Origin of the sequence: Rhodococcus baikonurensis (assembly GCF_040489275.1) — a bacterium.
GTDB lineage: Bacteria > Actinomycetota > Actinomycetes > Mycobacteriales > Mycobacteriaceae > Rhodococcus_F > Rhodococcus_F baikonurensis.
Map to the genome: position 1 here is coordinate 377,144 of NZ_JBEUOQ010000003.1, position 24,192 is coordinate 401,335.

The following is a 24,192-nucleotide window of genomic DNA, read 5'->3' on the forward strand; positions in this document are numbered from 1 at the left end:
GCTTTGACATGACAGACGCACAACTGTGGCTCGCAGCCATCGAGATCGGTGCCTTCTTCTCTCTGATAGCCCTCGGAATGTATCTCGTGGTGGTCGGCGCCGACTTCTTCAACTTTGCGATGGGCCCGTACGCTATGGCTGCGGCAATGGCGTCGAGTTGGGTCGCGATCAATTACGGGCTCGCTCTCTGGATTGCCATGCCGCTGGGGATCGCGGTAGCGGTGGCGCTGTCGATCTTGACGGAAAAGCTTGTGGTCAAACAGGTTCAGAAGCGTTCGGGTCGTGGGGAACTACCGGCGTTGGTGGCGGTGACCGCAGTACTGTTCGGGATCCAGCAGCTCGCCGGCACTGTCTTCGGCCGCACACCACTTCCCGGGCAGAAGATCTTCGACTTCGATCCGATATCGGTACTCGGTGCGACCGTCGACAGTTCGACCGTTGTGCTCGTCGTCGGAACTGCTCTGATCTTCGTCGGTATCGGACTGTGGCTGAACCGGTCCACGTCGGGCCGTCGGCTCCGCGCCGTCGGCGACAGTCCGGATGCCGCCCGCGTCCTGGGCTTGCCGGTGGATCGGGTACGCCTCATCGCGTTCACCCTCGCGGGTGTGATCGCCGCGGTCGCCGGACTTCTGTTCGCTCCCAAGGCCGGTGTTCAGTTCACGAGCGGTCTGTCATGGACGCTGACGGCATTCATCGCACTCGTCATCGGTGGTACCGGCAGGAGTTGGGCTCCGCTGATCGGCGGAATGGTGTTGGGCGTCGTCCAGGTATTCGCCCCGTACTACTTCGGTGCGAGTGCTGCTCAAACCGCGATTCTCTTGATTGCCCTGGTGTTCTTCGCTTTCCGTCCGGAAGGCTTGCTCTCGAGGAAGGTTCGCGTCTGATGGCCTCGCTTTCTACCAGTCCGCCGACGTCAAGTCCGCCCACTCCGGCCGGCAGTTCCCGGACGAGGATGCTCGCCGTGTCACGAGAAGCGCTGATCACCGTGGCCGTGGTTGCTGCCGTGCTGCTGTGGATGGGGCCGAGTCTGTACCGGCAGGATCTGGTGTTCCTCGCTGCGACGTATTCGCTGATCGCCCTCGGCATGTACGTGCCATTCGTGCTCGCGGGATCACTGTCGATGGCGTACAGCGCGTATGCGGCGATCGGCGCGTATGCCGTTGCGCTGATCTCGGTTCGGACCGGGTTGTCGATGTGGTGGGGATGGATTCTCGGCGCCCTCGCCGCTGCAGCGGTTGCAGTACTCCTCAGCTTGGCAACACAGAAACTCTCCGGCTTCTACCTTGCCGCGGTGACCTTGTTGTTCGGTATCGCTTTCGAGCACTGGTTGATCGACGGGCCGAGTTTCACCGGCGGGTCGGCCGGGATCTCGGGCGTCGAGACTGTGACGATGTTCGGCTGGGAGCCACCGCGCTACGCATTGGTCGTGTTCGCGATCTTGTTCGTGTGTCTGATCGCGGTCACTGTCGATCGACTTCGGAAATCGGTGTGGGGGCTGATGTTGCAAGCTGCCCGCGACAATCGTAATGTCGCACGGTCTTCCGGCGTCAATCCTGCGCACCTGACCGTTGTGGCGCTGGCGATCGGTGCCGCGATCGCGTCGACCGGCGGATCGCTGTTCACCGTGTCGGTGCAAGCTGTCACTCCTGAAACCTTCACTCTCAGTATTGTTTTCCTTGCGATCTTCATGCCGATCATCGGCGGTCGCAGTTCGGCGTGGGGTGCTCCGCTCGGTGCATTGATCGTGGTGATCGTGACGCTGAACATGCCCGGGTACCAGGGAAGTGGCGAACTCCTGCTTGCCGGAGCCGTCCTGGTGATCCTCATCGTCGCGCCTGGTGGGGTGATCGGGTGGAGTCAGAACGTTCTGGGTCGAATGAACCGTCTGTACAAGGAGCGTGGCAATCGATGACTCGGCTACTCGAAGTGAGCGGGCTCCACAAGTCCTACGGCGGCGTCCGCGCTGTCGACGATGTCTCGTTCAGCGTCGGACCGGGAGAGGTGATCGGCCTTGTCGGCCCGAACGGGGCAGGCAAGACCACACTGGTGGACTGCATCTTCGGCACACAGCAAGCAGACTCCGGAACCGTCGCGCTCGCCGGTGCTCCCTTGACCGGGCCGTCGGAGCGCCGTGCACGGCAAGGGCTCTCGCGCACGTTTCAACATCCGCAGCTCGCGGCGGAACTCGACGCCGTCGACAACATCATCCCGGGACTGTACGGGCACAAGATCACCTCACCGCTGCACTCGCTGTGGTGGGCGATCAAAGGACCTTTCGAGAACTGGGACCGGACAGCGCAGCGGGCCCGGGAGATCGCTGCGCGATACTCGGTCACCGACGTCGAGAGTGCTTGCGGGGATCTCAGTTTGGGCGCGCAGCGTCTGGTCGAGGTGGCGCGGGCGATGGCGACCGAACCCGATGTTCTCCTGTTGGACGAACCGTTTGCCGGCGCGGATCACGACGGCATCGCTGCCATCTCCGGTGCCGTGCGATCGATTGCCGCGCAGGGCAAAGGAGTAGTCCTGGTCGATCACAACGTCGATCTCATCGCGGCGCTCGCCACCAAGATCGTGCTGCTCAATTTCGGATCAGTGGCGTTCTACGGACCACCGCAGGAGTGCTTGGCCAGCGACGCGATGCGAGAAGTCTATTTCGGTTCCGAATACGAGGAAGGCGCCTGACATGCTCGAACTCGACAGAGTCACAGTTCGATACGGATCTGCTGTCGCCGTCAGGGACGTCTCCCTTGTCGCCCCCGCCGGAGAAGTGACGGCGATCGTCGGACCGAACGGTGCAGGCAAGACCAGCTTGGCGGGATCCATCTACGGCTCGGTTCCCGCCACCGGGACAATCAAATTCGATGGTCGAGAGATCCAGAAATTATCGGCACTGGATCGTGTCCGCAGCGGATTTGCCTACGTTCCGCAAGGCAGACAACTGTTCATGCGAATGTCCGTTCGCGAGAACCTACGCGTCGGCGCAGACCTGCTGGGATTGAAAGCCGAAGCCGTGGAAACAGCTTTCGAGAGGTTCCCGATCCTGCGTGAACGCTCGGAGAGTTATGCCGGGGTCCTCAGCGGTGGTGAGCAGCAGATGTTGGTTCTGGGGCGGGCCCTTCTGGAAACCCCGAAAGTGCTGCTCCTCGACGAGATGATGACAGGACTGGCGCCGAAAATCGTCGCGGAGCTGCGAGCGCTGGTCGGGGGTCTGGCCGCCGAGGGGGTGACCGTCATCGTGACGGAACCGGCACTTACTGCACTGAAATCGGTTGTCGACCGCGGATATGTCATGCAGCGCGGCGAACTCGTCCGCGAATGCGATTCCGCAGCGACACTGGACAACGCGTACAAACAATCGATGGGCGTCCTCAGCGCCGACGGGAGATGATCGACGATCATGCTTGAAACGAAGACACTCGACTTCACCGTCGGTGAATTCGCCACGAATCCGGACCGGTTCGCCGGCGTCAGCATCAGCGAAATGGTCAGGCATTGGTCTGAGACCATCCCGGACGAAACCGCCTTTGTCACTCCGGAATCGAGGGTGTCGTGGAAACAGTACGACGCGGCTGCCGATGCGATCGCGTCGGCGCTGGATCTAGCTGGTGAGGGGTACGGACATGTTGCCGTGTTGCTTCCCGACACCGCTGTATTCCATGCGGCTCTCTGCGCAGCATTTCGTACCGGCCGCGTCGCCGTCGGAATCGGTTCGCGCTCGGGCATTCGCGAGATCTCTCATCTGATCGCCCGCTCGGAAGCCTCCGTACTCGTCACCACTCGCACGCTGCGAGGCGTCGATACCGCCGAACTCGTCGCGAGTCTGCGGGCAGAGCATCCCGGACTGGACGTCGTCTTCGCCGACGAACGCGCCGACGTGAGTTTCGAACGCGTGAGCGCACACGGCGAACTCACCTCGTTGCCGGTCGAGCTAAAGCAGTTCCCCGCAACCAGTCCGTGTTTTGTCACGTCAGCCGTTTCGATGCTGAACTCGACCTCCGGCACGACGGGCCTGCCCAAACTGGTCACACAAACCGAGGATCGTTGGGTTGGTTTCTCCGAGATTGCCGCCGAGGCGGCGGCGATCGGTCCGGATGAGGTGTTCCTCGGCGGGGTTCCGGCGCCTTTTGGATTCGGCCTCTGGACTTCGCATTTCCTGCCGGCGCTACTCGGTGCTCGTAATGTCGTCATGGAACGCTTCGACGTTTCGGTGATGATCGAGTTGATCGAGCGCGAACGGGTTACCGCTTTGAATTGTGTGAGTACACAATTCAAGATGCTGTTGCGTTCGGAGGCCGCGGAATCCGCCGATCTCTCGTCACTTCGTTTCATGTTCACCGGTGGTGAAGCCGTGCCGTATTCGGAGGCACTGGCCTTCGAACAACGCACCGGAGCTGCGGTTCTGCAGTTCTACGGCTCGAACGAAACCGGCGCGGTCTCGGTGACGACGGTTGCGGACGATTCCGATACCCGACTGAAGACGTGTGGCCACGTCATCGATCGTATGCAAGTTCGTGTATTCGACGACGCTGCAAAGGAAGTGACGGGCTCGGTCCGTCGTGGTCAGCCTGGGGTCAACGGACCGCTGATGTGTCAGGGCTATTGGGGCGACGTCCATGCAAACGACGAGTTGTACACCGACGACGGTTGGATGCTTCTCGGCGACATCGTCGAGATCGACGAGACCGGGCGGGTGCGGGTGGTGGGGCGCAAGGCCGACATCATCATTCGAGGCGGCAAGAACATCTCCGCGGTCGAAGTCGAGGAGTACGTGCGCGCGCATCCTTCGGTAGAACTGGTCGCCGTGGTCGGGGTCGACGATCCGCTGTTCGGTGAGAAGGTCTGTGCGGTCGTCGTATCCGCCGATGACGATCTGAGTTCGGAGGACCTGACCGCCTGGCTGCAGAGCCGAGGAGTGACCCGCGAGTACATACCCGAGTACGTGATGACGGTCGCCGAATTGCCGATGGCGGCAGGCGGCAAAGTAGCCAAGGGCGAAGTCAAGGCACTCGCGCAGCGGCGGATCGCTGAACTCGGCTGATCGCGCCTGGCAGTACCGGCTTCGCGTTACGCTGATCCGGACATTGTGCCGAGAGTGAAGGAAACCCGATGACGAACCCTTCACCGCACCGATGGCGCAAGCGAGCACTGTTAACGCTCGGGATCCTGATCCTCCTTGTCGGCGCCGTGGTTCTGGCCTTTGTGCTCAGCCCGAGACCCGGCGCGCTCACCGTGCGCTGGGTCTTCGATCGTGACGCCGTGAAAGTCACCGAGGCGCTGGAGAAGCACGCTCCGGATGGTGTCGACTCGATCAAGGACCAGCAGTACCGCGCCGATGACGACGACGCATACCTGGATGTCTACTTTCCCGCGGCGACGACGACCGCATTGCCTACGGTGATCTGGACTCATGGCGGTGCCTGGATCTCGGGAAGCAAGTCCAACTACGCGCCGTACTACGAGTTGCTGGCCTCTCGTGGCTACACCGTTGTGTCCCTGGACTACTCACTCGGACCCGAGCACAACTATCCGACCGCGGTGCGGCAGCTCAACGACGCGCACGCGTACGTCGTCGCGAATGCGGAACGACTGCATGTTGACCCGACGAAGATTGTTCTCGCCGGTGATTCTGCGGGAGCGCAACTCACGAGTCAGCTCGCCGCTCTCATCACTGATCCCGCATATGCGGACCGAGTGGGCGTGAACCCGTCGCTGCGGCCGGATCAGTTGCGCGGAGTAGTCCTCAACTGTGGCATCTACGACGTCGGGAACATGGTCGGCGGGCCAGGCATCATCGGCTGGGGAGTTGATCGGTCCCTCTGGGCGTATACCGGGGTGCGCGACTTCATGAGTACCGAAGCGGCGGATCAGATGTCGACCTTGAACTACGTCACCGATCGATTTCCGCCGGTCTACGTCAGCGGCGGCAACGCGGATCCTTTGACAGATTCTCAGTCGAAACCGTTGGCTGACAAATTGACGGGGTTGGGAGTTGGGGTCGACACACTGTTCTATCCGGCCGATCACGTTCCGGCGCTCGGTCACGAGTATCAGTTCGATCTGGACAATGCCGACGGTCTCACTGCACTCGATCGCACGGTTCAGTTTCTCGACGCACATACCCGCTAGTTGTCGGATGATGCTGAGACGCTAAAGAAATGGTCATTTCAGACAAAGCGCCGCGGGTGTGTTGCCGGGTAATTCTCGACTAGTCCTTTTGGTCTAGCCTGGGTGAATCCGATCCGACCCCAGGAGTTGTTGTGCGCGCGTCTTCCCCCGACAGACGGCGAAGGCGCATTGTCGGAATCGCTGCGGTATTCGTCGTCATTCTGCTGTCCGGTGTGGCCGCGGCGCTCGTCAGTCCGTGGCCGGGAGTTCTCCTCGTACGGTGGATGTCGGCGGGTGGCTCCGAAGCGACTCACGCACAACTCGACAGGCACGCGCCATCAGGAATCGTCTCGGTCCTCGATCAGTCGTATCGCGACGGCGACGACGATGCGCAACTCGACGTGTACTACCCGTCGGAGTCCACTTCTCCGCTGCCGACGGTGATCTGGGTGCACGGCGGTGGCTGGATATCAGGATCGAGAACCGATGCGTCCGGTTACTACAAACTGTTGGCAAATCAAGGCTTCACTGTGATTTCGGTGGACTACTCACTGGGACCAGATGCGTATTACCCCACCGCAGTGAATCAGCTGAACGACGCGTATCGATTTATCGTGAGCAATGCGGACAGGTTGCATGTCGATTCGAACAATCTCTTTCTTGCGGGAGATTCGGCAGGCGCGCAATTGTCCAGTCAGTTGGCTACCGTCATGACCAGCCCTGACTACGCGTCGCAGATGGGGATTGAACCGGCACTACGCCCCGAACAGATACGTGGAGTCGTCCTCGACTGCGGGGTGTTCGATCTGAAACCGCTGCTGTCACAGGGGAAGTACCTCGGTTGGGGCGTCGACAAGCAATCGTTGTGGGGATACCTCGGAACGAGGGACTTCGACGGGTCGACTGCAGTGGGTCAGATGTCGACACTCGGGCATGTGACCTCGACCTTTCCAGCGACGTTCATCACCGGCGGAAACATCGACCCGCTGACCGCCAGTCAGTCGAAACCCATGGCGCAACGGCTCGCCGATCTCGGCGTCGAAGTCGACGCACTGTTCTACCCCGACGATCACGAGCCTGCGCTGGACCACGAATATCAGTTCGACCTCGATACCGTGGACGGGATGATCGCGTTCGATCGCACAGTCGCGTTCTTTCGCAACCACGTGCGTTAGTGCGCTCAGCGAATCACGTAAGGCGAAATCGAACTCCGGTGCTCGCTGATGTCGAGGTCCTTGCCCAACGGAGGGAAGGCACGCTGCGGACAGTTGAGGCGTTCGCAGACGCGGCAGCCCGAGCCGATCGGCGTTCCCGGATTCGACTCGTCCAGATCCAGACCGTCGCTGTAGACGAGCCGGTGCGCGTGTCGAATCTCGCATCCCAATCCGATGGCGAAGATCTTTGCGGGCTGTCCGTATCGAGCCGCTCGACGTTCGACCGTGCGCGCAACCCAGAGGTATCGGCGGCCGTCGGGCATCTGTGCGATCTGGGGCATGATCTTGCCCGGATAGGAGAACGTCTCGTAGACGTTCCACAGCGGGCACGTACCGCCGCTGGTGGAGAAGTGGAAGCCGGTGGCGGACTGACGCTTCGACATGTTTCCGGCCCGGTCGACACGTACGAACATGAACGGAACCCCGCGAAGTTTGGGGCGCTGCAGGGTCGAGAGGCGGTGGCAGATCGTCTCGTAGCTCGCGGAATAGAAGGCGGACATGCGCTCGATGTCGTACCGGAAGTCCTCGGCGACGTCGTGGAACTGGCTGTAGGGGAGCACGGTGGCCGCCGCGAAGTAGTTGGCCAATCCAAGTCGCGCCAGGGAGACCGACGCTTCGCTGGTGAAGTTGCCCTCGGCCACCAACGAGTCGAGCAGGTCGCCGTGCTCGAGGTAGGCGAGTTCGGTCGCAAACTTGAAGACCTGTTGCCCGCCGGAGAGCCTCGCGGAGATTTCCAGGACTCTGGTGTCCGGGTCGTATCGATGAAGTATGTTCTCGCCCAGGTCGACTCGTCGAACGATCTGCACGCCGTGGACGGTCTCGAGGCGTCTCGCGATCTCGCCGGCGACGTCGCCGCGGTGAAAGCGCATCCGGGCAGTGAGTTCTTCGGCCGCGGTGTCGAGATCGTGAATGTAGTTCTGCCGCTGATAGAAGTAGTCGCGCACTTCCTCGTGCGGCATGGTGATCGAACCGCTGCCGCTGCCGTCCGAGAATCGGTCCTCCGTCGCTGCGGCGAGCTGTGCCGTCGTGTTGCGGAAGCGGCGATGCATGTTCACCATCGCCTTGGCGAGGCCGGGGTGGGTGGAGACCATCTCCGCGATTTCGTGGGCGTCGGCGTCGATGCCCATCTCCTGATCGAGAGCGACCTCGCGCATTTCTGCGATCAAACGTGTGTCGTCCTGCGGGGAGAAGAAGGTGGTGTCGACACCGAACACTTCACTGATTCGCAGGAGGACCGGCACTGTGAGTGGCCGTACGTCGTGCTCGATCTGATTGAGATAGCTTGCCGAGATCTCCAGCGTCTTGGCCAGCGAAGCCTGGCTCAACCCGCGCTCGGTCCGCAGTTGGCGGAGCCGGACACCGACAAAGGTTTTCGACATTTCCCCAGGATACGAGTGACGGCCCGGCTTCGCAAAGGTGGGTTCGCAGACTTCGCACAAGGGCTCCGCCCCCGTGAGTGGTTAAGGAGTCCTGGCACTCCTTAACCACGCACGGGCCGGAGGCCTAGACCTTGTTCTCCGAACGCGGGGCGCCGATTCCGGGATCGATCTGGAACGGTCCGCTCGAAGACGGAGCGAGGGGGAAGTCGAAGATCGCAGTCGGGAGATACACCGTCGAACACGAGTTCGGGATATCCACGACGCCCGACAGACGGCCCTCGATCGGCGCCGCACCCAGCAGCAGGTACGCCTGTTCGGGCGCGTACCCGAACTTGGTCAGGTACTCGATCGCATGCAGGCACGCACGCTGGTACGACAGATGTGAATCCAGGTACTTCTGCTCGCCGTCGAGTGTGACGGAAGTGCCCGAGAACGCAAGCCACTCGGAATACTGCGGATCCGTGTTTCCCGGCATGAAGATGGCGTTCTCGGAAACGCCGTAGGTATCCATGCCGCCTTTGATGATGTCCACACGAAGATCGATGAAGCCGCCCATTTCGATGGCGCCGCAGAATGTGATCTCACCGTCGCCCTGGGAGAAGTGGAGATCGCCCACCGACAGATTCGCGCCGTCCACGAATACCGGATAGAAGATTCGGCTGCCCTTGGTGAGATTCTTGATGTCCTGGTTTCCGCCGTTCTCGCGCGGGGGAGCGGTGCGGGCCGCCTCGCCGGCCACGCGTGTGTACTCGTCGCCGGTCAAGGTACCCAGTACTGCATCACGGGGCTCGGGCGGAAGTGCAAGCGGGGGAACCCGATTGGGATCGGTGGCAATGAGGGCTCCCTCGCGGGCATTCCACTTGGCGAGCAACGCTGCCGACGGGGCCGTGCCCATGAGTCCTGGGTGGACGATGCCCGTGAACGAGACGTGCGGAATGTGGCGCGACGTCGCCGTTTGCCCGGAGAAGTCCCAGACGGCCTTGTACGCGTCGGGGAACTGTTCGGTGAGGAAGCCGCCGCCGTTGTTCCGTGGGAAGATGCCGGTGTAACCCCAGCCTTGACCGGCCAACGGACCCGAATCCTCTTGGGGGATAGGCCCGATGTCCAAGATGTCGACGATCAAGAGGTCGCCGGGCTTTGCGCCTTCGACGGCAAAGGGGCCGGACAGCGTGTGGACAGTCGTCAGCGGTGCATTGAGAATGTCGTCGGCCGAGTCGTCGTTGTGGATGGCGCCGTCGAACCATTCGCGGCAATGGACACGAAACGAGTCGCCGGGTTTCACCGTCACCGCCGCGGGGATGTCCGGGTGCCACCGATTGTGGCCGACGATTTCCTGGTCGGTGAATTTCTTGGCGGAATCGAGTGGAAACAGCAGTTCAGGCATATGCACTCCTCATTCTCGACGAAACGGAAAACTCGTGGCGGCAGGATTTTCGTGTCGGATCGGGGCTCGCGAAGATTTCGCTCAGGGGCGAGGTAGCTTGCGGTGCAACGGATTGGACGTCGTCGGGGCAGATCGCTGGCCGCGGCCCGGTAGTGACCCACTGACCACGGCAGGCTCGTGCGCTGATCGGGCAGTGCTGTCCAGTAGACCCATCGCGGCCGACGACGCGTGACTCAACCGGGGAGACGAGACCACCCGCTTGGACTCGAGACTGCACTGGGGGCAAGTAATCGACTGGGGCACTTCGGCCATCGCGAACGACCGCTCGAGCGGGCCGCAGCCGGTACAGCGAAACTCGTACAGAGGCATGCGGTCACGCTATCGGAGGATCCGTCAGTGCGACACTGGAACGACACGCACCGGGTTGCCGATGCCGCAAGTGCGTACGTCAGCGCAAGTACACAACCGCGTTGTCACCGCCGGTGCAGGTGACGATGCCGGAGGCCGCCTTGCACGCCATCGTGTACTCCTTGCCGGTCACCGGACTACGTGCGGACACGGTCCTGGATGTACCCGCGGCACCGGAGTTTCCGTAGGCCATCCGAACGGCCTCGGCGAACTCGCACGAAGTTTTGCCACCACTGGTCGCGGACTCCTTGTAACTTCCGGCCGCCTGCCCACCGGGGCAGGCGGACGCACCTGCCGGGAAGTTCGCGGCGCGTGTGGTCGTCGGGGATGTCGTGCTGGGAGCGGTTGTCGTGGTGCCGGGTGTGTTCGCGGCGGTGGTGTGGGCGGCGCCACCGGCGGCAGAGCTGGGAACGTCCTTCGGCCAGAGAACCCATGCAAGCCCGCCGAAGAGCACCAACACTGTGACGACACCGATGACAGCTAGCGGAATCACCCAGCCGGGTCGCCGTGGCGGAGGGTTCCCACGCGGTGGGCCTGGTGGGAACCCTTGCGGTGGGGGATAGGACTGTGGGGCGGCTCGATATCCCAACTGCGGCGGTTGCGGACCGGATTGCGACCATGCCTGGTTGTTCGATGGCTGCTGGTAGTTGTTCGACACAGCTTTATCGCCCGGTCGGTGGTGTCGAGGGCGTCGAACGACAAGTCATGGTTCGACAGCATATGGCTGGCGAACGGGTTGTCTGTGGCTTTCCGAGGGGTAGTTCCCGGAATTGTCCGAGTGAGGGCTCGTGACGCGGAGTGATTGCGGTCACTTGCAGGTAGTGAAGTGGGCTCCGAAGTAGCGGACGGGCCTGTTCCGAGTGCCGCGTGAACTGCCGGAATTCGCAAGCGGCGGAGTTGTGTGCATTTCGTTCACAGCCTGCGGTTTCTTTGCTACTCGCGAGTACGGAACCTGTCCGATTGGGCAGTGTCGACGGTGTAGGAATCTTCACAGACTTAGCAAAGTGTGTTGAAAAGGTAGCGAAGATTGGCATTAGCAACAGGTAGACGGCACTTTTTCGATGTGCCATTCTCGGTAAGTACACAAGAAGGGCCTGGCAAGTATGTGAAGTAGTACGCACGTACTGCTCACAACAGGCCGGACCAGCAGATCAAAGAGATGGAGTCTTGATGTCGACCACCGGCACCCCGAAGACCGCAGCTGAGCTCCAGCAGGATTGGGACACCAACCCTCGCTGGAAGGGCGTTACTCGTAACTACACGGCCGATCAGGTCGTCAAGCTCCAGGGCACCGTCGTCGAGGAGCAGACCCTCGCTCGTCGCGGATCCGAGATCCTGTGGGATCTCGTGAACAACGAGGACTACATCAACTCCCTCGGTGCACTTACCGGCAACATGGCTGTGCAGCAGGTTCGCGCCGGCCTGAAGGCCATCTACCTCTCCGGTTGGCAGGTTGCCGGCGACGCTAACCTCTCGGGCCACACGTACCCGGACCAGAGCCTCTACCCGGCCAACTCGGTTCCGACCGTCGTTCGTCGCATCAACAACGCACTGCTGCGCGCCGACGAGATCGCCAAGACCGAGGGTGACACCTCCGTCAGCAACTGGCTCGCTCCGATCGTTGCCGACGCCGAAGCCGGCTTCGGTGGCGCTCTCAACGCTTACGAGCTCCAGAAGGCCATGATCGGCGCCGGCGCTGCCGGTGTCCACTGGGAGGATCAGCTCGCTTCGGAGAAGAAGTGCGGCCACCTCGGCGGCAAGGTGCTCATCCCCACGCAGCAGCACATCCGCACCCTGACCTCGGCTCGCCTGGCTTCCGACGTTGCGGACGTTCCGTCCGTCATCATCGCCCGCACCGACGCTGAGGCTGCAACCCTCATCACCTCCGACGTGGACGAGCGTGACCGCCCGTTCCTCGACGGCACCCGCACGGCTGAAGGCTTCTACGGCGTCAAGAACGGCATCGAGCCCTGCATCGCTCGCGCCAAGGCTTACGCACCGTACGCAGACCTCATCTGGATGGAGACCGGCGTGCCGGATCTCGAGGTTGCAAAGAAGTTCGCCGAGTCCGTTCGCAGCGAATTCCCGGACCAGCTCCTGGCCTACAACTGCTCCCCTTCCTTCAACTGGAAGGCGCACCTGGACGACGCGACCATCGCGAAGTTCCAGAAGGAGCTCGGCGCAATGGGCTTCAAGTTCCAGTTCATCACGCTGGCCGGCTTCCACTCGCTCAACTACGGCATGTTCGACCTGGCCTACGGCTACGCCCGCGAAGGCATGACGGCATTCGTCGACCTGCAGGAGCGCGAGTTCAAGGCTGCCGAAGAGCGTGGCTTCACCGCCATCAAGCACCAGCGTGAGGTTGGCGCCGGCTACTTCGACACCATCGCCACCACCGTTGACCCCAACACCTCGACGGCAGCTCTCAAGGGCTCCACCGAAGAGGGACAGTTCCACTAAGAACTGACTTCGGGTGGGGGAGAGGCTCGGCTTCGGGTCTCTCCCCTGCTTGTATCACCGCACTACTTCTCTCGTCTTCAGGGCAGTTCCGATTGCGTCGGCCACCAGCGTCGACGCAGTTCGAAGTGCTTCTCTTGCAACACCTTCACCAGACAAACTCCACGAGACAAACAAGGAGCTGACGTGACCAGCGAAAAAATTCAGCGCGTCGGCGTTATCGGCGCCGGAATCATGGGTGCCGGAATCGCCGAGGTGTGCGCCCGCGCACATGTCGATGTTCTGGTCTTCGAGCAGACTCGCGAGCTTGCAGCAGCCGGGCGTTCACGCATCCTGCGTTCGCTCGACCGCGGCGTGAGCAGCGGAAAGATCACAGAACGTGAGCGTGAGCAGGCCGCATGGCGTCTGCGTTTCACCTCCGATCTGGGAGATTTCGCGGACCGCCAGCTCGTCGTGGAGGCCGTCGTCGAAGACGAGAAGATCAAGAGCGAAATCTTCGCCGAGCTCGACGCGGTCGTGACGGACCCGGATGCGGTTCTCGCGTCCAACACGTCGTCGATCCCGATCATGAAGCTCGGCATCTCGACCAAGCGTCCCGAGCGAGTCATCGGTATGCACTTCTTCAACCCGGTTCCGGTTCTGCCGCTCGTCGAATTGGTGACGACGCTCAAGACCAGTGCCTCCGTCTCGCAGCGCGCCGAGGCTTTCGCCAGCGACATCCTCGGCAAGCAGGTCGTCCGCAGTGCCGACCGCTCCGGCTTCGTCGTCAATGCACTCCTGGTGCCGTACCTGCTCTCGGCGATCCGCATGGTCGAGTCGGGATTCGCGACCAAGGAAGACATCGACAAGGCAACCGTTCTCGGCCTCGCGCACCCCATGGGCCCGCTGGCTCTGACCGACCTGGTCGGACTCGACACCGTCAAGTCCATCGCCGACTCAATGTACGAAGAGTTCAAGGAGCCGCTGTACTCCGCTCCGCCGCTGCTCCTGCGTATGGTCGAAGCCGGATTGACCGGCAAGAAGTCCGGCGCGGGCTTCTACGAATACGCCGACAACGGTCGCTCCACCAAGCAGGCAAGCTAAGGCCCACAGCCCCCTGTGCGCGTTTGTGGAGTGTAGAGACTCCATAAGCGCGCACAGGGCGCTCGCGCCCCTCGGTTAGAAAGGTCGACCGCATGTCCAGCAGCACTGCAGCATTCGGCTCCAGCGTCCTGGGGTATCCGCGCATCGGGCCGCGCCGTGAGCTCAAGCGCGCCCTCGAGTCCTACTGGCACGGCACTTCGGACAAGGACGCACTTCTCGCGGTCGCCAAGGAACTCCAGGAATCGACCTGGAGTGAATTGGCTGCGACGGGATTGAGCCAGGTTCCGGGCAACACTTTCTCCTTCTACGATCACGTGCTCGACAACGCGCTGCTCTTCGGCGCCGTGCCGGAGCGGTTCAAGCCGCTCGAGGGCGCCCTCGATCCGCTCGATTTCTACTTCACGATGGCACGCGGTCGTCCGGACTTCCCGCCTCTCGAGCTGGTGCGCTTCTTCGGCACGAACTACTACTACCGTCAGCCCGAGATCGACGCGAACACCGTGTTCTCGCTCAACTCGGAGGCACTTCTCGACGAGTTCGATCGTGCGAAGGCGCGCGGCATCGAATTGCGCCCCGTCATCATGGGACCGGTTTCGCTGCTCCTGCTCTCGAAGGTCGGGCCGGCCACCGAGAAGTCCGATCCGAACTTCACCCCACTCGACCTGTTGGACTCGCTTCTGCCCGAGTACGAGAAGCTCTTCGAGCAGCTCGCCAAGGCCGGTGCCACCTGTGTTCAGTTGGACGAGCCTTCGGTGACCGAGGACCGCACCGCCGAGGAGCTCGCCGCTCTGGGACGTGCATACGAGAAGCTGTCGACGGCTCCGCTGCGCCCGCGTCTGTTGGTGACCGGTCCGTACGGCAAGTTCGGCGAAGCCCTCAATATCTTGGCGCCCACCAAGATCGAGGCCTTCGGTCTGGACCTGGTGCACGGCAAGATCACGGCCGAGGAACTGGCCGCGGTGCCGAATATCAAGCGCAAGCGCATCTACGCGGGCGTCGTCGACGGTCGCAATGTTTGGCGCGTCGACCGGTTCAACACCTTGACGTACCTGAACGAACTCAAGGACGTTGTACCCGACCTCGTCGTCTCCACGTCGTCGTCGCTGCTACACGTGCCGTACGACGTGCTCTCCGAGTACGACATTCCGGGAGACGTTGCAGACCGTCTGGCTTTTGCGAAGCAGAAGGTCGGCGAGGTCGTCTCACTGGCGAAGGCGCTCACCGAAGGTCCTTCGGACAAGTGGCGTAAGCGTCCGACGAAGGTGCACTTCAAGCTCAAGCACGCTGTCCGTGCTCGGGTCAACGCGATCAAGCCCGAAGATCGTGTGCGCGCACCGTACGAGGAGCGGCGTAAAGCTCAGCAGGAACGGTTGAACCTGCCTTTGGTTCCGGCCCAGACACTGGGTTCGTTCCCGCAGACCGACGCGATTCGCCAGGCTCGTTACGAACTCGGCCAGGGCCGTTTGGAGTGGGACGACTACTACAAGCGCATCCAGGAAGAGATCGAGCGCACAATCCGTCTGCAAGAGGACATCGGTCTCGATGTTTTCGTGCACGGCGAGCACGAGCGCAACGACATGGTCCAGTACTTCGCCGAACTGCTCGAGGGCTATGCCTTCACGCACAACGGTTGGGTTCAGGCCTACGGATCTCGTTGCACGCGTCCGCCGATTCTCTACGGCGACATCGCACGTCCGAAGCCGATGACGGTCGAGTGGATCGCGTACGCGCAGTCGCTGACCGACAAGCCGGTCAAGGGCATGCTGACGGGTCCGGTCACCATGATCGCTCGTTCGTTCGTTCGTCAGGATCAGCCGCTTTACGAAACGGCAGAGCAACTGGCACTTGTCATTCGAGACGAAATCGCGGATCTCGAAGCCGCCGGAATCGCCATCATCCAGGTGGACGAGCCGGCAATTCGTGAACTGCTGCCACTGCGTGAGGACGGCCGGGAGGCCTACCTGGAGTGGGCCGTCGACGCGTTCCGTCTGGCAACAGGTGGAGCGAAGCCGGAAACACAGATCCACACACATCTGACGTACTCCGCTCGGTCGTCGGTGGTCGACGCCATCGAACGGTTGGACGCCGATGTGACGGCTATCGTCGCGACCCGCTCCATCACGTGGGTTCTCGAAGCGCTCAAGGAAGGCGCGCTCACACACGGCGTCGGCCCCGGTGTCTACGAATCTCGTTCGGCTCGGATCCCCGACATCGACGAGCTCGACGAATTGCTCACGGAGGCAAGCGAATCGATCTCACTCGATCGTTTGTGGGCCAACCCGGACGGCGGCCTCAAAACCCGCCATCCCTGGCAGCTCGAGCCTTCGCTGCGCAACATGGTCGCGGCTGCGAGGCGCCTGCGTCGTCGGGCCGAGCAAGCCGAGCGCGACGCCGGGTAAGTCGCGTAAAGAACAAGTCATGGAGGGGCCTGCGATTTGCAGGTCCCTCCATGCACGGGTAGGCATGTGTGCATGGTTACTGCTGCTGCTTATGCCGCGACGTCCGCTGACGGTCCCCTCGAGAAGACCACCGTCGAACGCCGCGAGCTCGGTCCACTGGACATTCTCATCGACATCAAATTTGCCGGCATCTGCCATTCCGACATCCACACCGCTCGCAACGAGTGGGGCGGAGCCAAGTACCCGATCGTTCCCGGACACGAAATCGCCGGCGTCGTCGCCGCCGTGGGTTCGGACGTCACCAAGCACAAGGTCGGCGACCGCGTCGGCGTCGGCTGCTTCGTCGACTCGTGTGGGGAGTGCGACGCCTGCCTGGCCGGCGAAGAGCAGTACTGCCGCAAGGGTGTGACCGGTACGTACAACGCCACCGGACGCGACGGCGAACGCACTCAGGGTGGCTACTCGACGCACATCGTCGTCACCGAGCACTTCGTTCTCTCGATCCCCGAAGGCATCGAGCTCGACGTCGCCGCGCCGCTGCTGTGCGCAGGCATCACCTTGTACTCACCGTTGCGGCACTGGAACGCCGGACCCGGCAAGAAGGTCGCCATCATCGGTTTCGGCGGCCTCGGTCACGTCGGCGTGAAGATCGCCAAGGCACTCGGCGCGGAAGTCACCGTCCTGAGCCAGACACTCGGCAAGAAGGAAGACGGGCTTCGTCTCGGTGCCGACCACTACTACGCGACCAACGACCGCGAGACGTTCAAGGCACTTCGAGGCGAGTTCGACCTGATCCTCAACACGGTCTCGGTCAATCTCGACATCGACGCCTACATGTCCTTGCTCGCCATCAACGGCACGCTCGTCGAACTGGGCCTGCCGGAGAAGCCGATCGAAGTTCGCGCATTCTCCCTCGCCGCAAACCGTCGTAGCCTCGCCGGCTCCATGGTGGGCGGTATTCCGCAGACACAGGAGATGCTCGACTTCTGCGCCGAGCACGGTATCGGTGCAGAAATCGAACTGATCCCGGCGAGCGACATCAACGACGCTTACGAGCGCGTGATCAAGAGCGACGTTCGCTACCGATTCGTGATCGACACCGCAACAATCTGACCCGCTCGGTCCTGCTCAGTCGAATTGTTCGCGGAGCTCAGTCGAATTGTTCGCGGAGCTCAGTCGAATTGTTCGCGGAGCTCAGTCGAGTTGCTCGCGAAGATTATTCAGTGTCTTCGCGAGCAACCTCGACACGTGCATCTGGGACACACCGACTTTCTCGGCAATCTGTGTTTGCGTCAGATTTCCGAAGAATCTGAGCATCAACACCGTCCGCTCTCGTTCGGGCAGCTTGTCGAGAAGCGGACGCAAAGCCTCGTGATTCTCGACGTTCTCGAGGGCTGCGTCGTAGTCACCGAGTGTTTCCACCAGCGGCAGATCGTCGGTGTGATTGGACGCGGCGCCGTCGACCGAGACGGTCTGGTACGCGTTGCCGGCGATCAGCGCCTGGGCAACTTCTTCGAGTTCGATCCCCAAGGTCTCGGCCAACTCGTCGACGGTCGGCGCGTGACCGAGTTGTTGTGACAGCTCGCTGATGGCTTGCCCGAGTTGGAAGTGCAATTCCTTCATCCGACGCGGAACCCGCAATGCCCAACCGGTGTCGCGGAAGTGTCGTCGAACCTCGCCCATCACGGTGGGCACCGCGAACGAGACGAAATCGGATCCGCGGGTGGAATCGAAACGGTCGACGGCATTGACCAGACCGAGCCGCGCCACTTGAACCAGATCGTCGTGCGCCTCGCCGCGCCCGTCGAATCGTCTGGCGATGTGTTCGGCCAACGGTAGGCACCTGGTGATGAGTGCGGTGCGCACTCGTTCGTACTCGGGGCTGTGTGGCTCGAGGGTCCGCATTTCCTCGAAAACTGGTATGACGTCCCGATATTCGTCGGTGGACCGCCGACGCGGGCGTGACGGGCCGTCTGCGGAAGCGGTCACAGGCGCCCGCTGAGGGCCTTGGTGAACTTCATGGTCGTGATGTAGCCGACGCCGCCGAGGTTCTCTTCCTGATCGAGCGAAATCGAATCGGTGAGTTCGGTGAGGATGTGCCACCCGAACGAACGCTGACTGCTGTCCTCGTACTCCGTGGTGGTCGTCGACACGGACACGTGCAATTGCGGGGGAGTGAAGACGAACCGACACACCAGAACCGAATCAGGCGCAGCACGAACGATCAGATGCGTACAGATTTCGTCCATGGCCAGTTTGATGTCGGCGATGGCGTCGAGGTCGAAGTTTTCCTGAATGGCAACGGTGGCGGCCAGTGCACGCAAAATCGACAGCTGATCGAGAGTCGCTTGAATCCTCAACTCCACGACGGGCTGAGTCTGATCTTGATCGGGCTCGAGTGCGCTGAGGTGTGCCATAAGTTCTCCGGATCGTCGTACCAGGGGTCCCCGTGAAGTCTGGTGCCGAGAACGATACCCATCCCGACCTTCACAGTGACCCCCGAACACGAAATTTCGTCGATGGTGGTGCCGGGGTAAACGACACAGTTCTGCTCACGACCGTTGGCGATCGCAACATCGGATTACCTCGCGGAACCGCAGACCAAACCACATTTTTGTTCGGAACACCGAAACGAATGGTCGCAACGCACTTGTGACGTCCGTCATGCTGGCGTACTGTTTCAAACCGAGGTTGAGCACACAGCCGATGAGGGATTTATCCGTATTTCTGGAGACCCGTTCATCGTGCGTCTCCTTCGGAGGTCCCTTCTCTTTTGCAGAGTGTAAACCGTTGCGGGATGGGAGAACCATGACTGTTGTTCCAGGATCATCAATTTCAGGCTTTACGAACGCGGCGAAGGGATCGGTAGATTACGGACCTCCCGCGACCGGGACAGCGACCGCATCGTTTCACGCGCACCGTATCAGTGCACACACCGCTGTGATCCAAGTTCGTGGCGAGATCGATCTGATGAGCGCCAATGCTTTTCGTGACTTCTTGACGTACCACGTGGCCGCGGACCGGACGCTGGTGGTCGATCTCTCCGAACTCGAATTCATGGGGACATGCGGCTTGTCCGTGCTGTCGGTCCTGTCGACGCGATCGCGCGACGTTGGCGGCACACTGGCGCTCGTCTGCGCCCGCCCGGTGCAAAGGTTGCTCAAAGCAGCTGGTCAGGAGTCGATGTTTGCCTGCTACGAGTCTTTGGATCACGCGATCGGTCTGGAAGAGACTCGACGTTTCCCGGCTTGAACCCGCGGTTCACCCACAGCTTCGTGAAATCAGCTTCGTGAATTCGGTTTCGTAGAGCCCGTCAGTGTCAGTGCACTTCACTTCGGTGAGTGCCCTTGTGCTGGCGGGCTCTCGGCGGTGCTGTGACGCAACGGCCGTAGGTGCGGACCACTTCGGTGGCGACGTGATCCCACGAATACGATTCGCAGGCGCGAGCCCGGCTCTGCCGCGCAAACGCTGCGCCTTCGTCCTCGTCGTCGAGAAGATGACGGACTGCACGCGCGGTTTCCACCGGATTGTTGACCGGGACCCGGCGCCCCGTGAGTCCGTCGATCACGGTATCCCGCAGTCCGCCAACAGGAGTCGCGACAACCGGAACGCCACATGCCATCGCTTCCAGAGCCGCGATTCCGAACGGTTCGTATCGGGGGGTGCACACGAGGGCGTCGGCCGATCGCATCAGTTTGGGTAATTGGCGGTGCGGCACCCGTCCCAGTAATTGGACTCGATCTGCGACGCCGAGTCGCTCGGCGAGCTTGACCAAGCGGATCGCCACCTCGTCGGTGCTCAGTTGTGCGACGGGTGGCCCGCCGATCACCACCAACTCCGTATCCGGCAGCGAAGCCAGCGCGGCGACGGCAACATCGAAGCCCTTCTGCTCCACCAGCCTTCCGACGCAGATCAATCGATGCGGTGCGTTCTTCTTCGCGGCGGGGCCCTCCGGGGTGAACGCGTCGGTGTCGACGCCCGACGGCACCATCGTGGTCCGCGATCGCGGTGAGCCCTGCCGGACCAGATCGAAGATTTCGTCGGAACTCGTCGCGATGACATGGGTTGCGCCCCTGGCGATCAACGGTTCCAGGTGAGTCCGTTCCGAGGGGCTGTCGTCGGCTGCGCCGAGATGGCGATGCGCCGCAGACCCCAGGGAATGGAAAGTCTGCAGTACGGGGATGCCGAGCGAGCGCGTCGCGAGTTCCGTTGCCACACCTGACATCCAGAAGTGCGAGTGCACTACATCGGGCCGGTCGGTACTCCACTGAGCGCGCAGAATGCTGGCGAAGGTTCCCAGGTGGGGGAGGATGTCGGCGTCCGGGAGCGCCTGCGTCGGGCCGGCCTCGAGGTAGTCGACCGAGTACCCGGCGCGGGCGCGAACGCGGTCCGGCCCTCCGACGTGTGCCCGTCTGGTGAAGACGGTGACGTCGTGTCCGGCTCGCACCAGGGCCGCGGACAGTTCGTCGACGTGCAGGTTCTGTGCACCGGCTGCCGAGCAGCCCACCGGTGCGAGTGGATCGGCGTTCACCGACACCATGGAGATCTTCAGCATTCGTCCGGGAGCCATAGCGGGCGAGTACTTCATCGGGTCCCCTCTCCACTTGATCGGTTCGTCTGGGGATACCCGGAGTCCGTGATCTGAACCGGGTTTCGACGTGGTCAGCGGTGGGCACATTCCAAACACGATGGCGAGGAGTGAGGTTCGATGACAGAACAAATGCTGGTCGACGCAACCGTCGGACTCGGGTTCGAGCGGTACGTACAACGGGTGGCGGTCGGCGTGGGGGCCGGCATCGAGCAGTGGTGTTGCAGGCGCGAGCACCCTCTGGAGGCCTACATCGCGTTGGACCGAACTGTGCCGCGTTTTCCAGGGCGTGAGGTGGCGTTGCTCTGGGAGGAGACATGCGGTTGGGCCCTGGCCGTGGAGACTCGTTCAGGGGAGGACCTCATCGTTCTCGGATATCTGGGCGAACACGCTGTGCCGGCCCCGGACGCCGTCGCCGACTTTGCCGCGACGCTGGGCACCCGCAGCCCGCACTGGGTCATGAACAGGCCCCTGGCGGATTCGGACGAGACTGCGCGAGAACTGCGAAGCTACTCCGGAAGTGCTTACGCCTGAACGGTATTCATTCCCTGGCCGCTCAGTTGACCACGTCCAGGATGGGATCGAGAACGGGAGTTGCTGCAGCCTCGACGGCCGGATCGTCCATCAGTTTGAAGACGATGTGACCGCCGAGCGCACCACCGACACCGACCGCAGCGAGTCCCAGCACCGAGAAAACACGTGCCAGTGCGAGCGAGTCCTTTCCGCGTAGCCGGTATGACGCGGCAAACGACCAGATGCCCACGGCATTCGACGCTGCGTGCACGAGCCCCACACGACGGGCGACGTCGCCGCGTTCGGACCAGTCCAGCCAGCCGGTCAGCAGAACCGGCGGCGTCGAGATCAAACCGAGCCCGATCAATCGTCGTGCAGTCTGCGGATCGCGGAGCACGGTGTCGAAGATCAGCGAAGCTGTCCACGCGCCTGCCGGAACGGCTACGAGAGCGGGGTGGAGGGGATGCCCGACGGCGGCGCCGCGCAGAAGCGCTGCGACAGTGCGCGATCTGTCGGATCTCTCGGTGATTTCGAGGATTCTGCGCCGAAGGCCAATGGACGGACCGTCCAGTCCGCGAGCGGATTCGATTCCGCGGTAAAGAGTTCCGATGTCCATGTAATTCGGCTACCCGGCGTAGACGTCGGGAAACCTCGCGGCGGGAGTGTCTTGTCGACCGTCATGCTCCGGCGTACGGTCGAAACGAAAGAGATCCGACCGGAGGAGCGAAAGATGAAGCTCAATCTCTTTGCAGCGTGGGCGTCGTATTTCCTGGTATTGGCCACAGTTGTCTGTCTCGGCAGCTTTCTCGTGGCCGCCGGTTCAGGGCACGGTGGTTGGGCGTTGATTGCCGGGCTCGCCGGTGTCGCGTCCATCGGACTGGCGGTTGCCCTGTACACCAGCACCGTTCATCACGACCACAAAGTGCACCGCGAATCCCCACACCTGTTCTGATCGGGACTGCTTCTGATCAGGACTGTGCGAGTCGCGCCTTCTCCGCCTCGATGTCGAAGTTGGCAGGCGGCCAGTCGAGATCGAGCTTTTCCAGAGCGTCGATCAGTAGCTCCGTGACCGCAATTCGGCTGTACCACTTCCGATCACACGGCACGACGTACCACGGAGCATGTTCGGTCGACGTCTTGTCGAGCATCGCCTGATATGCCTGCTGGTAAGCCGGCCACAATCCGCGCTCTGTCACGTCACCGGGGTTGTACTTCCAGTACTTGTCCGGGCGGTCGAGACGCTCTTCGAGTCGCTTCTTCTGCTCGTCGAGCGAGACGAACATCGCCACCTTGACGATGGTGGTTCCGGCGTCGACGAGTTCTTTCTCGAACTGGTTGATCTCGTCGTAGCGCTTGCTCCAGACATCCTCGGGGACAAGATCGTGGACGCGCACGACCAGGACGTCCTCGTAGTGGGAGCGATCGAACACGCCGAGATAGCCGCCGCGGGGGAGTTCCTTCTTGATCCGCCAGAGGTAGTGGTGTTGCTTTTCCTCTTCGGTCGGCACGCCGAATGCCGCGTGCTGAACTCCCGAAGGATCCACGTGACCGATCACGTGTCGGACCATGCCGCCTTTGCCGGCGGTGTCCATGCCTTGCAGGACCAGCAGGATCGAACGGCTGTCTCCGGACCTGCCGTTGGCGTACAGCAACTCCTGCAGGTCGGACAGAACCGCGCCGCGCTCCTCGAGCAGACGCTCGCCGTCAGCTTTGTTTCCGGTGAATCCCGGTGTGCTGTTGCGATCGAGTTGATCGAGTTCGAACCCGGGCTCTGCCCGCAGAGTCTTGGCGGCCGGTGTTTCCCACAGCGAGTCTTGTGCCATGCCGAAAGAGTGCCACAGGATCGACCACTGTGGCTCGAAAGTTCGGTCTCGGGCGAGTCAGTCCTCGGCGGGCTTGACGAGCGGATGCGGTACCGATTTGAACTTGGCCGGTGATCCGTTGACCGCCGCGATGCCGGTGATGCCGCCCCACGTCATCATCGTGAGGTAGTCGATCAACGATTCTGCAGACATCGACTTGTTGGAGATCCACCAGTGCGTCGCAAGCTGAATTCCGCCGACGATCCCGAACGCCCACGGCAGGGAACCGCCGGAATCCATCTCCATCTCGCGAAGACGATTGCCCAACACCGTGGAAAGCAATTCGGCGATCATGCGCTCGGAATCGGCAACGACGTCGCGGTTGGCGCCGGCGCCGTTGGCCATGACGTAGAGATAGATGTCCGGGTCGGATGCCACCGTCTCGACGTACGCGGTGATGCTGGCCTGGGTGAGTTCGAAATCGTCGAGATCGCCGCTGATCGCTTCGTAGATACGCGGCGACAGGATGGTTTCGACGTACCGCATCATCGTGGCGGTGGTGAGGTCGCTCTTGTCGGCGAAGTACCGGTAGAGCACGGTCTTGGAGACACCGATCTCGGACGCGATCTCGTCCATGCCGATCTCGCGGCCGCGCGCCCGAATAGCGGCGATGGTGCCGTCGACGAGTTCCTCGCGGCGAGCGATTTTGTGTTCGCGCCACCGACGCTTGCGACCGTCGGATTTCTCGGGCTTCGCATCAGCAACGACTGGGCCGTCTACCTGCTCGTTGTCCTGCACGGCATTCTTGGCCACGAGTCATCTCATATCTGTGGTGCGAGCCACGTCCGATCGGTCTACTT

At 62.1% G+C, this 24,192-nt stretch carries 24 protein-coding genes; 14 read left to right on the top strand and 10 right to left on the bottom strand.

The features are described from left to right. Positions 1-8: 8 nt before the first annotated feature. The 7 genes from ABWI03_RS09420 (at position 9) to ABWI03_RS09450 (ending at position 7,280) form a co-directional block, all read left to right on the top strand. A complete protein-coding gene (locus ABWI03_RS09420) occupies positions 9-884 on the top strand; it encodes a branched-chain amino acid ABC transporter permease (RefSeq protein ID WP_298774074.1) in 876 nt (291 codons plus the stop codon). A gap of 68 nt (positions 885-952) precedes the next feature. Next, positions 953-1,912 carry a branched-chain amino acid ABC transporter permease gene (locus ABWI03_RS09425; RefSeq protein ID WP_228232622.1) on the top strand — a complete coding sequence of 320 codons (960 nt, stop codon included), beginning with the start codon at positions 953-955 and terminating at the stop codon, positions 1,910-1,912. Further along, the gene (locus ABWI03_RS09430; protein ID WP_029254813.1) at positions 1,909-2,682 is read left to right on the top strand and encodes an ABC transporter ATP-binding protein; all 774 of its coding nucleotides are present in this window, start codon (positions 1,909-1,911) and stop codon (positions 2,680-2,682) included. The genes ABWI03_RS09425 and ABWI03_RS09430 overlap by 4 nt, the downstream gene beginning before the upstream one ends. A 1-nt stretch (position 2,683) precedes the next feature. Beyond that, a complete protein-coding gene (locus ABWI03_RS09435; RefSeq protein ID WP_235171619.1) occupies positions 2,684-3,388 on the top strand; it encodes an ABC transporter ATP-binding protein in 705 nt (234 codons plus the stop codon). A 9-nt stretch (positions 3,389-3,397) separates the two neighbouring features. Next, the gene (locus tag ABWI03_RS09440; RefSeq protein WP_283376770.1) at positions 3,398-5,038 is read left to right on the top strand and encodes a class I adenylate-forming enzyme family protein; all 1,641 of its coding nucleotides are present in this window, start codon (positions 3,398-3,400) and stop codon (positions 5,036-5,038) included. Between the two features lie 68 nt (positions 5,039-5,106). Beyond that, the gene (locus ABWI03_RS09445; protein WP_283376769.1) at positions 5,107-6,126 is read left to right on the top strand and encodes an alpha/beta hydrolase; all 1,020 of its coding nucleotides are present in this window, start codon (positions 5,107-5,109) and stop codon (positions 6,124-6,126) included. Positions 6,127-6,257: 131 nt separating this feature from the next. Continuing rightward, positions 6,258-7,280: an alpha/beta hydrolase gene (locus ABWI03_RS09450; protein ID WP_296553691.1), complete on the top strand. Its 1,023-nt coding sequence runs from the start codon at positions 6,258-6,260 to the stop codon at positions 7,278-7,280. Between the two features lie 5 nt (positions 7,281-7,285). Here ABWI03_RS09450 and ramB read toward each other — a convergent pair whose 3' ends face one another. The 4 genes from ramB to ABWI03_RS09470 form a co-directional block, all read right to left on the bottom strand. Continuing rightward, positions 7,286-8,698, bottom strand: coding sequence for an acetate metabolism transcriptional regulator RamB (gene ramB / locus ABWI03_RS09455; RefSeq protein ID WP_019744436.1), 1,413 nt, complete (start codon positions 8,696-8,698; stop codon positions 7,286-7,288). A gap of 124 nt (positions 8,699-8,822) precedes the next feature. After that, positions 8,823-10,082, bottom strand: coding sequence for a formamidase (gene fmdA / locus ABWI03_RS09460; RefSeq protein WP_070384579.1), 1,260 nt, complete (start codon positions 10,080-10,082; stop codon positions 8,823-8,825). A gap of 81 nt (positions 10,083-10,163) precedes the next feature. After that, positions 10,164-10,451 (bottom strand): FmdB family zinc ribbon protein, encoded by a 288-nt coding sequence (locus ABWI03_RS09465; RefSeq protein WP_124567903.1) that lies wholly within the window; start codon positions 10,449-10,451, stop codon positions 10,164-10,166. 79 nt (positions 10,452-10,530) lie between these two features. Next, a complete protein-coding gene (locus ABWI03_RS09470) occupies positions 10,531-10,983 on the bottom strand; it encodes a hypothetical protein (RefSeq protein WP_298774081.1) in 453 nt (150 codons plus the stop codon). A 677-nt stretch (positions 10,984-11,660) separates the two neighbouring features. Between ABWI03_RS09470 and aceA the strand changes: the two genes are divergently transcribed. From aceA to ABWI03_RS09490, 4 genes are all read left to right on the top strand, one after another. Beyond that, positions 11,661-12,950 carry an isocitrate lyase gene (aceA, locus tag ABWI03_RS09475; RefSeq protein WP_003941533.1) on the top strand — a complete coding sequence of 430 codons (1,290 nt, stop codon included), beginning with the start codon at positions 11,661-11,663 and terminating at the stop codon, positions 12,948-12,950. A 183-nt stretch (positions 12,951-13,133) separates the two neighbouring features. Continuing rightward, positions 13,134-14,030: a 3-hydroxybutyryl-CoA dehydrogenase gene (locus tag ABWI03_RS09480; RefSeq protein ID WP_003941541.1), complete on the top strand. Its 897-nt coding sequence runs from the start codon at positions 13,134-13,136 to the stop codon at positions 14,028-14,030. Positions 14,031-14,122: 92 nt separating this feature from the next. Continuing rightward, complete coding sequence (metE, locus tag ABWI03_RS09485; RefSeq protein ID WP_070384580.1) at positions 14,123-16,429, top strand: 5-methyltetrahydropteroyltriglutamate--homocysteine S-methyltransferase; 2,307 nt, start codon at positions 14,123-14,125, stop codon at positions 16,427-16,429. Between the two features lie 72 nt (positions 16,430-16,501). Continuing rightward, positions 16,502-17,542 carry an NAD(P)-dependent alcohol dehydrogenase gene (locus ABWI03_RS09490; RefSeq protein WP_019744429.1) on the top strand — a complete coding sequence of 347 codons (1,041 nt, stop codon included), beginning with the start codon at positions 16,502-16,504 and terminating at the stop codon, positions 17,540-17,542. Between the two features lie 81 nt (positions 17,543-17,623). Here ABWI03_RS09490 and ABWI03_RS09495 read toward each other — a convergent pair whose 3' ends face one another. Together ABWI03_RS09495 and ABWI03_RS09500 are read right to left on the bottom strand one after the other, a co-directional pair. Continuing rightward, positions 17,624-18,418, bottom strand: a complete 795-nt coding sequence (locus tag ABWI03_RS09495; RefSeq protein WP_298774085.1) for an RNA polymerase sigma factor SigF — start codon at positions 18,416-18,418, stop codon at positions 17,624-17,626. Then, positions 18,415-18,846, bottom strand: a complete 432-nt coding sequence (locus ABWI03_RS09500) for an ATP-binding protein (RefSeq protein WP_003941553.1) — start codon at positions 18,844-18,846, stop codon at positions 18,415-18,417. The genes ABWI03_RS09495 and ABWI03_RS09500 overlap by 4 nt, the downstream gene beginning before the upstream one ends. A gap of 391 nt (positions 18,847-19,237) precedes the next feature. On the opposite strand from ABWI03_RS09500, the gene ABWI03_RS09505 reads away from it, so the two are divergent. Then, complete coding sequence (locus tag ABWI03_RS09505; protein WP_256278388.1) at positions 19,238-19,681, top strand: STAS domain-containing protein; 444 nt, start codon at positions 19,238-19,240, stop codon at positions 19,679-19,681. 67 nt (positions 19,682-19,748) lie between these two features. Here ABWI03_RS09505 and ABWI03_RS09510 read toward each other — a convergent pair whose 3' ends face one another. Further along, positions 19,749-21,017 (bottom strand): glycosyltransferase, encoded by a 1,269-nt coding sequence (locus ABWI03_RS09510; RefSeq protein WP_095970490.1) that lies wholly within the window; start codon positions 21,015-21,017, stop codon positions 19,749-19,751. A 120-nt stretch (positions 21,018-21,137) separates the two neighbouring features. On the opposite strand from ABWI03_RS09510, the gene ABWI03_RS09515 reads away from it, so the two are divergent. Further along, positions 21,138-21,551 (top strand): DUF6292 family protein, encoded by a 414-nt coding sequence (locus ABWI03_RS09515; RefSeq protein WP_296553690.1) that lies wholly within the window; start codon positions 21,138-21,140, stop codon positions 21,549-21,551. Between the two features lie 22 nt (positions 21,552-21,573). Here the strand turns inward: ABWI03_RS09515 and ABWI03_RS09520 are convergent, their stop codons facing one another. Then, complete coding sequence (locus ABWI03_RS09520; protein ID WP_298774088.1) at positions 21,574-22,146, bottom strand: DUF2231 domain-containing protein; 573 nt, start codon at positions 22,144-22,146, stop codon at positions 21,574-21,576. 114 nt (positions 22,147-22,260) lie between these two features. Between ABWI03_RS09520 and ABWI03_RS09525 the strand changes: the two genes are divergently transcribed. Next, positions 22,261-22,482 (top strand): hypothetical protein, encoded by a 222-nt coding sequence (locus ABWI03_RS09525; protein WP_020968904.1) that lies wholly within the window; start codon positions 22,261-22,263, stop codon positions 22,480-22,482. 16 nt (positions 22,483-22,498) lie between these two features. Here ABWI03_RS09525 and ABWI03_RS09530 read toward each other — a convergent pair whose 3' ends face one another. Both ABWI03_RS09530 and ABWI03_RS09535 read right to left on the bottom strand, forming a co-directional pair. Next, positions 22,499-23,353: a polyphosphate kinase 2 family protein gene (locus ABWI03_RS09530; RefSeq protein ID WP_095970408.1), complete on the bottom strand. Its 855-nt coding sequence runs from the start codon at positions 23,351-23,353 to the stop codon at positions 22,499-22,501. A gap of 57 nt (positions 23,354-23,410) precedes the next feature. Continuing rightward, entirely contained in the window at positions 23,411-24,145 is a 735-nt protein-coding gene (locus ABWI03_RS09535; protein ID WP_003941527.1) for a TetR/AcrR family transcriptional regulator, read from the bottom strand. Between the last annotated feature and the right edge of the window lie 47 nt (positions 24,146-24,192).

Excerpts from the sequence above, each read along its gene's own strand:
- ABWI03_RS09420 (WP_298774074.1), top strand. The coding sequence starts at position 9 with ATGACAGACGCACAACTGTGGCTCGCAGCCATCGAGATCGGTGCCTTC.
- ABWI03_RS09425 (WP_228232622.1), top strand. The coding sequence starts at position 953 with ATGCTCGCCGTGTCACGAGAAGCGCTGATCACCGTGGCCGTGGTTGCT.
- ABWI03_RS09430 (WP_029254813.1), top strand. The coding sequence starts at position 1,909 with ATGACTCGGCTACTCGAAGTGAGCGGGCTCCACAAGTCCTACGGCGGC.
- ABWI03_RS09435 (WP_235171619.1), top strand. The coding sequence starts at position 2,684 with ATGCTCGAACTCGACAGAGTCACAGTTCGATACGGATCTGCTGTCGCC.
- ABWI03_RS09440 (WP_283376770.1), top strand. The coding sequence starts at position 3,398 with ATGCTTGAAACGAAGACACTCGACTTCACCGTCGGTGAATTCGCCACG.
- ABWI03_RS09445 (WP_283376769.1), top strand. The coding sequence starts at position 5,107 with ATGACGAACCCTTCACCGCACCGATGGCGCAAGCGAGCACTGTTAACG.
- ramB (WP_019744436.1), bottom strand. The coding sequence starts at position 8,698 with ATGTCGAAAACCTTTGTCGGTGTCCGGCTCCGCCAACTGCGGACCGAG.
- fmdA (WP_070384579.1), bottom strand. The coding sequence starts at position 10,082 with ATGCCTGAACTGCTGTTTCCACTCGATTCCGCCAAGAAATTCACCGAC.
- ABWI03_RS09465 (WP_124567903.1), bottom strand. The coding sequence starts at position 10,451 with ATGCCTCTGTACGAGTTTCGCTGTACCGGCTGCGGCCCGCTCGAGCGG.
- aceA (WP_003941533.1), top strand. The coding sequence starts at position 11,661 with ATGTCGACCACCGGCACCCCGAAGACCGCAGCTGAGCTCCAGCAGGAT.
- metE (WP_070384580.1), top strand. The coding sequence starts at position 14,123 with ATGTCCAGCAGCACTGCAGCATTCGGCTCCAGCGTCCTGGGGTATCCG.
- ABWI03_RS09490 (WP_019744429.1), top strand. The coding sequence starts at position 16,502 with ATGGTTACTGCTGCTGCTTATGCCGCGACGTCCGCTGACGGTCCCCTC.
- ABWI03_RS09500 (WP_003941553.1), bottom strand. The coding sequence starts at position 18,846 with ATGGCACACCTCAGCGCACTCGAGCCCGATCAAGATCAGACTCAGCCC.
- ABWI03_RS09505 (WP_256278388.1), top strand. The coding sequence starts at position 19,238 with ATGACTGTTGTTCCAGGATCATCAATTTCAGGCTTTACGAACGCGGCG.
- ABWI03_RS09510 (WP_095970490.1), bottom strand. The coding sequence starts at position 21,017 with ATGAAGTACTCGCCCGCTATGGCTCCCGGACGAATGCTGAAGATCTCC.
- ABWI03_RS09515 (WP_296553690.1), top strand. The coding sequence starts at position 21,138 with ATGACAGAACAAATGCTGGTCGACGCAACCGTCGGACTCGGGTTCGAG.
- ABWI03_RS09520 (WP_298774088.1), bottom strand. The coding sequence starts at position 22,146 with ATGGACATCGGAACTCTTTACCGCGGAATCGAATCCGCTCGCGGACTG.
- ABWI03_RS09525 (WP_020968904.1), top strand. The coding sequence starts at position 22,261 with ATGAAGCTCAATCTCTTTGCAGCGTGGGCGTCGTATTTCCTGGTATTG.
- ABWI03_RS09530 (WP_095970408.1), bottom strand. The coding sequence starts at position 23,353 with ATGGCACAAGACTCGCTGTGGGAAACACCGGCCGCCAAGACTCTGCGG.